The 8,063-nt window shown below is 64.3% G+C and carries 10 protein-coding genes and 2 pseudogenes; 8 read left to right on the top strand and 4 right to left on the bottom strand.

The features are described 5' to 3' along the window. Window positions 1–270: 270 nt before the first annotated feature. Window positions 271–729 carry a PRC-barrel domain-containing protein gene (locus tag E0H73_RS48615; RefSeq protein WP_420323459.1) on the top strand — a complete coding sequence of 153 codons (459 nt, stop codon included), beginning with the start codon at window positions 271–273 and terminating at the stop codon, window positions 727–729. 90 nt (window positions 730–819) lie between these two features. Then, a complete protein-coding gene (locus E0H73_RS48205) occupies window positions 820–945 on the top strand; it encodes a hypothetical protein (protein WP_272949204.1) in 126 nt (41 codons plus the stop codon). Between the two features lie 495 nt (window positions 946–1,440). Here E0H73_RS48205 and E0H73_RS44915 read toward each other — a convergent pair whose 3' ends face one another. The 3 genes from E0H73_RS44915 to E0H73_RS44905 form a co-directional block, all read right to left on the bottom strand. Beyond that, window positions 1,441–1,800 carry a hypothetical protein gene (locus tag E0H73_RS44915; protein ID WP_131367358.1) on the bottom strand — a complete coding sequence of 120 codons (360 nt, stop codon included), beginning with the start codon at window positions 1,798–1,800 and terminating at the stop codon, window positions 1,441–1,443. A 152-nt stretch (window positions 1,801–1,952) separates the two neighbouring features. Next, window positions 1,953–2,312 carry an NUDIX domain-containing protein gene (locus E0H73_RS44910; RefSeq protein WP_131367356.1) on the bottom strand — a complete coding sequence of 120 codons (360 nt, stop codon included), beginning with the start codon at window positions 2,310–2,312 and terminating at the stop codon, window positions 1,953–1,955. Between the two features lie 215 nt (window positions 2,313–2,527). Beyond that, a complete protein-coding gene (locus E0H73_RS44905) occupies window positions 2,528–2,872 on the bottom strand; it encodes a MazG-like family protein (RefSeq protein WP_202867922.1) in 345 nt (114 codons plus the stop codon). A gap of 174 nt (window positions 2,873–3,046) precedes the next feature. Between E0H73_RS44905 and E0H73_RS44900 the strand changes: the two genes are divergently transcribed. From E0H73_RS44900 to E0H73_RS44885, 6 genes and pseudogenes are all read left to right on the top strand, one after another. Continuing rightward, on the top strand, window positions 3,047–3,235 hold the full coding sequence (locus tag E0H73_RS44900) for a hypothetical protein (RefSeq protein ID WP_165556164.1): 189 nt from the start codon (window positions 3,047–3,049) through the stop codon (window positions 3,233–3,235). A gap of 109 nt (window positions 3,236–3,344) precedes the next feature. Continuing rightward, window positions 3,345–4,286, top strand: a complete 942-nt coding sequence (locus tag E0H73_RS44895; RefSeq protein WP_131367352.1) for an NAD-dependent epimerase/dehydratase family protein — start codon at window positions 3,345–3,347, stop codon at window positions 4,284–4,286. Between the two features lie 140 nt (window positions 4,287–4,426). After that, window positions 4,427–4,915: an MFS transporter gene (locus E0H73_RS47795; RefSeq protein ID WP_238164690.1), complete on the top strand. Its 489-nt coding sequence runs from the start codon at window positions 4,427–4,429 to the stop codon at window positions 4,913–4,915. After that, a pseudogene (locus tag E0H73_RS48300) lies at window positions 4,912–5,247 on the top strand (MFS transporter); the annotation flags it as partial. The gene E0H73_RS47795 and the pseudogene E0H73_RS48300, both read left to right, overlap by 4 nt. A 14-nt stretch (window positions 5,248–5,261) precedes the next feature. Then, complete coding sequence (locus tag E0H73_RS47790) at window positions 5,262–5,681, top strand: hypothetical protein (protein ID WP_238164689.1); 420 nt, start codon at window positions 5,262–5,264, stop codon at window positions 5,679–5,681. A 480-nt stretch (window positions 5,682–6,161) separates the two neighbouring features. Beyond that, window positions 6,162–6,716: a dihydrofolate reductase family protein gene (locus tag E0H73_RS44885; protein ID WP_131367350.1), complete on the top strand. Its 555-nt coding sequence runs from the start codon at window positions 6,162–6,164 to the stop codon at window positions 6,714–6,716. Between the two features lie 358 nt (window positions 6,717–7,074). Here E0H73_RS44885 and E0H73_RS44880 read toward each other — a convergent pair. Further along, window positions 7,075–8,055 (bottom strand): annotated as a pseudogene (locus tag E0H73_RS44880) (transposase); the annotation flags it as partial. Window positions 8,056–8,063 lie beyond the last annotated feature (8 nt).

Genomic DNA, 8,063 nt, shown 5'->3' with positions numbered 1-8,063 from the left:
CAGCCCCGCAACATTCGAATCAACCCCAGCCACCACCCACGAACAGGTAGCGTGAACCAACCTCACACCAACCGTGTCCGTCGAACCGGGTCAACCCCACATGATGAACATCCTTTCCGAGCACAACCTCCTGACCTCGGATGTCCGTCAAAGCGGGTCAGGCCCAGGGGATCGTGGCCACGGACGACTCACGCCGGGTGAGGCCTCGCATACGTTGGTGCGGCTGACAGATCCGGGGCTGGACGTGGCAGATCGGGTCGGGCCGATGACGTGCGTAGGCGCATGGTGGTCGATCGCAAGGGGGACGAGGTCGGCAAGGTCGAGGGCTGGTCATCGACGAGGAGGGGGCGGCGAGTCCGGTTCCTGGAAGTCGGCTCGAACGGTTTCTTCGGCCTCGGAGAGAGGATGCAGCTGGTACCGGTCGAGGCGATCAGCCGCGTTACGGAGGACGTCTCCCCGGAGCGAGCGCAGGTGGCTCATGGGCCCTTGTCTCGTTGTGCAGAGCAACTACTACGAGGACGTCTACGGGCATTACGACTGGGGTCCCTTCGGCCGGTGAGATCGGCCTTAGGCAAGCGCGGGTCGCGCAAGACAGGTGCCAGTCCTGGCGGCCATGCGCGATGGGCCGCCGCGGCTGACCAGCCCTTCCGCCGGGGCGGAGACGCCAGAGTGCCGATTGGGCAGCTTGTTTGTATGGATGTCTGCGAGGGTGAACCGAATCCTGCCTGACTGCGTATGAGAACTAGTGCTCGTACCTCATGGATTTGCGCGATGGGAGAGAACCCGGCGAGCGCACTGTAGGAGGAGGCGAATGCTGACGTGACTACTACTCAGACGCAACGCAAGGCGCTGTGGATCGCCATCGTCGTGGCGATCGTGATTGTGGTAGTTGTCCTGCTGGCCCTCGCCGGGGGTGGCGGCAGTGGTGGCGGTGGAGGCTACTAAACGGCACCTCCTGCGACGATGGCCGATCAGGCCAAGGTCGTAACGACCTGTCGAGAAAGCTTGAAGGGTCGTGGAGTCGGCTACCGGTTTGTCGTCATCGGCCGGTGAGTCATTGGTCCGGCCGCGATTCAACTTGGGGCTGCTCATACGCCTGGTCGTGGACCCACATGCCGCAACCTCCGGATGTGGTGGAATCTCGCGATAACGGGGGAAAGCTGGTCAGCGATCGCGATCGGAGGTCTCGCGGGCTGTGCCGACCCAACTGTGTGTGGCGATCGAGTCGGTGCCTGGCTGAAGCCGAGCTTGGGCACCGAGAAGGTGGCGCCTCTCCTCGAGTGCTGCATCGGGTGCTCGAAGAACGATGATCGGAGCGATTGTGAGTACGGCGCACATCGGCGCGTAGACGCTGACGTTGAGCCGATAGAAGGTGCTGGTTGTGTCTGCTCCGATGCCTAGTGCCCAGATGATGCCGGCGACCAGGCGGCACTCCCGCCGTCAGCGCGACTCAGCCGACCTTCGGAATCCAGGCGGGAAGTCGGCGTCCGAGTTGCCAAGCATTCCGCAACGGGCGAGCAGCAGCACGGCCGCGGCGGCCAGCATCGACGCGATCACGACCAGGTTCAGCGGCGCGAATGACACGTCCGCGTTGAGTAGGCCGCGAGACAGTTCAGTGAGGTTGGACGCCGGCCAGCTGGAGCCTGGCGTGGCCAAGAACAGATGCAGGAGCGCGTCAGGTCCGAGGACTCCCGCCACCAGCACGGCCGCGGGCTTCTTGATTCTCATCATCAGTTCCTTGCCTAGTACGGCAGCCGGAGTTCGCATCTTCGGCGTGGCGGCGCCACGCGGAGCGGCCACCGCGTGATCATGCCGGGGCTTGTGTGGAGTCCAGATGATGTTGCGGTGGCCGCCGTCGCTAGCTCGGAGGGTAGCCGTTTGGTTCCCAGCGCCAGCACCTCTCGCTCCGCGGTGTCGACGTCGGGGACCCGCGCGCTATCGCTGGCAGGCGCTCACCGGCCGACGGGAATGACCGCAGAACACAGGCAGCAGAGTAGGTTGTCCAGGATTTCCTTCGTTGTATTGAGCAGTGGTGTACGGGCGAGCTCAGCGATTGGGATCCAGGCGGGCGCGTCCATGCTGCCGTCCTGTTCGGCACGCATCTCGCCGACGACACTGGTAACTGCGCAGACGCTGAAGACGGTGTGTAGATCCACGACGTCCATGCCGGCCTTGAGTGGAACGGTCCTGCGATCGGATCCAACGTAGAGCAACTCGCCGACCGTGACGGTCAGGCCGGTCTCCTCCAGGAACTCGCGGCCGATCGTCTCGGCCGGGTGCTCGCCGTGCTCGACGCCACCAGGATCATCCATTGCCCGACTCCGCCCCGGACACTGCGCACGATCCTGGACAGCAACACCCTGTCGGAGCGGACGGCGAGGCCGTAAGCCGCTATGCGTTGGATATTGGCGAGCTCGGTCACCGCGCCACTCTGCCACCTATGCCAGGTGGAGTGTCGACCGGGCGTCGCGATTTGCCCCGAGCCGCCGTGATCTGATTCAAGCTGCCACAATGGACATCGCGACCGTCACTCGTGTGACTGGTCCGGGTCAAGACGCTCAATCACCTTCGTCGAGCACTCGCGCAAGGTGGCGGCCGGATCAAAGCCGAGACTCTTGATAGCCACGAAGGCTGCTAGGGCGACGTCGGCCAATTCGAGCGCAACGTCGTGTCGCGTGTGGGTCATGCCCTTCCGTGGGTTGTTCCCTAGGGCGCCGTACCAAGCCGTGGCCGCTTCTCCGGCCTCCTCCGTGACTTTCAAGATCCGTAGCGTGAGTTGATGATCGTCGTGGCCGTTGCTGGCATCCAGCCACATTGTTGCTCGGGTAACAGCGGCGGCAGCCAGTTCATTCACGAGGGTGAGATCGTCCACAGCTTGATGCTAGCCCAGGCTTTGCAGTAGCGAGTGATGTCGTGGGGCGACACGTACGGTTGATGCGGCGAAGTGCCTTACCTGCTTGGGATTCTGGACTTACTGAGGGTCCGGAATGTGACAATGGGGAAGGCACGTCGTGGGTGCAGACTACAACGACGCCCCAGGGTCGTGGTGACCACCGACGGATGGGGTGTCGCCTCGCATGCCGGGTCGCGGTTGCTGGCCGACCTGGCCGATGCGACCGGGCTGACCCCCACCCCCTCTCATGGCTTCCACCACGCGGTCCCGTGCGCATCGCTGCGGATGGTCGTTGGTCCGCTTGGTCTGTTGATCGTGAAGGGTTGCTACGCGGTTGATTGAGCCATCGGCCCTTGATCGGCGCCTTCAGACGATCGATGTTGGAGCTACGTGGCCATTCGCGAGCGAACGTCGTACTCGCTGGTGTCACGTGCTGAGAGGAGACCAGACAATGCATGTGTTCGTAGCAGGAGCCACGGGGGCGATCGGACGGCAGTTGATACCGCGGCTTGTCAGGGCCGGCCATGCGGTGACGGCGACGACGCGCACTCCCGATAAGGTCGATCTGCTCCATGGGTTAGGAGCTGTGCCTGTGGTTGTCGATGGCCTGGACAGCGATGGGCTGAGGAAGGCGGTGTTCACGGCCGGGCCGGACGTGATCGTTCATCAGATGACGGCGCTGGCAGGGCCATCGGATCTGCGAAGGTTCGACCGTTGGTTTCATTTGACGAATCGTCTGCGTACCGAGGGCGCCGATACGTTGTTGGCTGCGGCGCGCGAGGCCGGCGTCAGCCGCTTCATTGCCCAGAGCTATACCGGATGGACGAACGCGCGCACGGGCGGGCCGGTCGCAACCGAGGCTGCAGGCTACGATCCGGATCCCGCGACAATGCAACGCGAGAGTCTCGCAGCAATCAAGTATCTCGATGAGAAGGTTCCACTGGCCGAGCCTGCTGGGATCGTGCTGCGCTATGGGAACTTTTACGGTCCTGGGGCATCCGACTCCCTGGTCGAGCTGATCCGCAGGCGTCGTTTCCCGATCGTGGGTGATGGTGCAGGCGTGTGGTCGTGGACCCACATCGATGACGCAGCCGCCGCGACGGTCGCTGCGCTGGAGCATGGACGGCCGGGCGTCTACAACATCACCGACGACGAACCCGCACGGGTCTCAGAGTGGTTGCCCTACCTAGCGGAGTCGGTCGGCGCAAAGCCGCCGATGCGCGTCCCGCGGTGGCTCGGACGTCTCATGGCGGGAGAGGTCGCAGTGCGATGGATGACCGAGGGCCGAGGCGCGTCCAACAACAAGGCGAAACATGAACTCGACTGGCGTCCATCCTGGCCTAGTTGGCGCGAAGGCTTCCGCAGCGGCCTGGACGACTCGTCCCGTGGATAGGTCCTGAGTCCTGCCTTGCAACTTGGGTGCGAACCGATTACGAACCTGGGAGATGGGACCAGCGAAGAGACCGCTTTCCTAAACCATCCGCGAAGGGTGGGCTGGCCTTTCGCCCGGATTGTCTGGGACGGACGCAGCGTATGAACCTAACGGCGTACCGCGAGCTCTGGCAGACCCACGGGGTGATGGTGCTGCTGGCCTCGGCCTTGGTCGCGCGGCTTCCGGTGATGGCCGTGGCGGTGCCGCTGTCGTTCCTGGCGAAAGATGCCGCTGGCAACTTCGGTTGGGCTGGTGTTGTCGTGGGCGCCTATTCGGTCGGCACAGCGGTCGCGAGCGTGGCGTGGTCACGGATGGCGGACCGCAGGGGAGCCCGGCGTGTGGTGATTGGTGCTGGCACGGCTTGGGGCGGGCTGACGGCAGTCGTGGCCCTGCTGCCGGACAGCTGGTTCCGCCTGCTGCCGGCCGCGGCCGTTCTGACCGGACTGTTCGTCCCCCCAGTCATGCAGGCACTGCGGGCGAGCTGGCCTGTCCTTTGCAAGGTGCGCGTCTGCGCGCGGTCTGTGCGCTGGACGCGACCGCGCAGGAGCTGCTCTTTCTGGTCGGCCCGCTGCTCGGTGCGCTCGCTGTGAGTTTCGCCAGTCCACGGATCGGTCTGTTGACGTGTGCAGTGACAGCCGCTGCGGCCATCTGGTGGTTCGGCCTCAAGCAGCGGTCGCGCACGTCGTTGTCCGCCGACGCCGGCGAGTCTCGACCGACCGCGCAGCAGTTGGTCGTCCATCGGTATCGTCTGCCGCTCCTGTTCACCTTCACTTGCCTGGCCATGGGGTTCGCGTCGCTGTCGCTGGGGATGGTCGCCTTCGCCGAAGTACACCGCAATCGTTTGATCGCCGGTGTGCTGGAGACGGTGGTGGCGTTCGGCAGTCTAAGCGGCGGTCTGGTCAGCGGTGCGCTGCCAGATCGTCGAGATTCCTACGTATGGCGCCGGACTCTCCTACTGGGGTGCTCGTCACCGGCTGCGTGTTCGCCACGTTCTCGGTTGCCGCGCTGTCCGTCATGCTGTTCGCGTTGGGTTGCATGGTCGCACCGACGGTCGGCGCGATCTACGAGCGGGTTGACACAGAGCCCGCGAGTGAGGTTCCACTTCACACCGAAGGGATCGTCGTGGATCAACCAGATCGAGAAACTGGTTCTCGATCATCACCCGCCAAGCCAAGCCATCCGCCGGGGCACCTTCAGCTCGGTCAGGATCCTCATCAGCCAGATCCACGACTACACCAGCACTGGAACACCAACCCCAAGCCGTTCGCCTGGACTGCAACCGCCGACGACATCCTCGCCAAGGTCCGGCTCGTCCAGACCAACATCAAGAAACTCGTCGACAACAACACGAAGTAAAGAACCCAGAATTACGGAACACTAGGGCTCCCGAGACTGATGGCGGCGCCGCCCAGCGCCCGCTCAGCGTGATCGACGAGATCCTTCGCGAGGCCGGCGCTTGCACGTCCGGCTCAGCCGCCGTGGCCGGCCATGGTGTTCAAATTCATCGAGCCCGCCCAAGCCGGCTGGCGCGGTCGATGCGCTCTAGTCTCTCGCGTTGGTGCTGGTGATCTCGCCTAGGACGGCGTCCTGACGGAACGCCCCGGAGACGGCACAGGGGACCGAAGTCCGGCTGCGCCGACCACGCCCGCCGATGTGATTGCGGCAGCCATGACGTCGACGGAGACCTCTCAGAAAATTCGGCCTGGACTGTCGATCCTGCTCGCGTCCGATCGACGCATAGGTGGGCGGACGACAGGGTCCTCTTGCCCGGACAGCGGCGAGGAGCGCCTCGACAGGCGTCATCGACATGGGCCACGAGACCGATTGGAGATAGCCATGAGGAAGATCGCCGCAAGACTCTTCGTGTCACTGGATGGCGTGGTGGAGGCGCCCGAGACGTGGGTGCCGCCGTACGCGGGAGACGAGTTCACTGAGACGATGCTCGCGTCGATGGCCGAGTCCGACGCACTTCTAGTCGGCCGTCGGACATACGAGGTGTTCGCCGCCTCCTGGCCAGAGCGCGGCACCGAGGAACCGATGGCCGCGTACATGAACACCGTGCCGAAGTTCGTCGCCTCGACGACGCTGGACCGCGCCGACTGGAACAACTCGACCGTGCTCAACGGCGACATCGGCAAGGAGATCACTGCACTCAAGCAGCAGACGGGCAAGAACATCAACGTCGCTGGCAGCGCCACTCTCGTCGAATGGCTCCTGCGACAGCAGTTGCTGGACGAGTTGTCACTGCTGATCTTCCCCGTCATCGTGGGCAAGGGGCAACGCCTCTTCACCGACGGCGGAGATAAGGTGCCGCTGCGCCTACTGGAGTCCCGCTCCTTCACTACGGGCGTCCAGTCCGCCGCCTACGCTCCGGCGCCTGCCGACGGCTGAACGGCGACAGCCTGCGACCGCGCTCGCAGCGGTGAGCTGCTGATGTGCCCAACCAGTCGCACCTCATGAGGAGGTGTCCCTCATCGAATCACTCTCTTGGCTCTAGTGGAACTGAGTGCCGGTTCGGTGCCGCGGCGGGCGGCACCGAACCACAAGAGTCTCAAGCGTGAGCGTTCGCTGGCTGAGAGTGGGCAGAAGGACCACAGCCAGTATTGCCCGATCGCGATCAGCCCGGCGCGGCGATTGCGAATGCTATGTGATGGCCCTGATCAGCGCGGCATTGCCTTGTGTTCTGTAATGCTTGTTTTACATTGGTCGGGATTGTCAATCGAACGGTGTAACTCGGGTTGAAGGGGGTTATTTTGCGTCCGGCGGCGAGGCGGCCGTCGAAGGCGATCTCGAAGGCGTTGAGTGCTGGTTTCCAGCGCATGGTCCAGCGTTTGCGGCCGGTGCCGGTGGGGTCCAGGCTCATGATCGCGAGGTAGATGCACTTGAGGGCGGCTTGTTCGTTGGCGAAGTGTCCGCGGGCTTTGACCGCGCGGCGGATGTGGGCGTTGACAGACTCGATGGCGTTGGTTGAGCAGATCACCCGGCGGATCTCGGGGTCGAAGGCCAGGAACGGCACGAACTCGGCCCAGGCGTTGTCCCACAGCCTGACGATCGCCGGGTAGCGGCCGCCCCAAACCTCGGTGAATTCGGTGGACCGTTCCTTGGCCGCAGCGCCAACGCGACGTAGATCGGCCGCACCTGGCCATCGCGGACCTTGACGTGGATCGCGTCGATGAACACCACCGGGTACACCGCATCCAAGGGCCGGTTCTGCCACTCGACCATCCCCTCGACCACCTTGTCGGTGATCGTCGAGATCGTCTGCCGCGACACCTCCGCGCCATACACCTCGGCCAGGTGCGCGCAGATCTCACCGGCGGTCAGGCCCTTGGCCGACAACGAGATCACCATCTCATCCACCCCCGACAGCCGCTTCTGCCGCTTGGCCACGTCCTCGGCTCGAACGACCCTGACGGTCCCGCGGCACGTCGATATCCACCTTGCCGACATCGGTCAGCACCGTCTTCGAACGCACACCGTTGCGGGAGTTACCCGTTCCCCGGCCAGCCGGATCGTGCTTGTCATAACCCAGATGATCGGTGATCTCACCCTCCAGCGCCGACTCCAGCACCCGCTTGGTCAGCTGCTGCAAGAACCCACCCTCGCCGGTCAGCTGCAGCCCACCGGCCCGGGCTTGCCCCACCAACTGCTCGACCAGCTGCTCATCCAGACCATCCAGCCCGGGCTCAGGCCCCGGCTCCGGCTCCGCTACATGCTCCACCCCAGACATCATCTCGG

The organism is Kribbella pittospori (genome assembly GCF_004331465.1).
In the GTDB taxonomy this organism is placed as follows: Bacteria; Actinomycetota; Actinomycetes; order Propionibacteriales; family Kribbellaceae; genus Kribbella; species Kribbella pittospori.
This window is presented reverse-complemented; position numbering and strand designations above follow the sequence as displayed.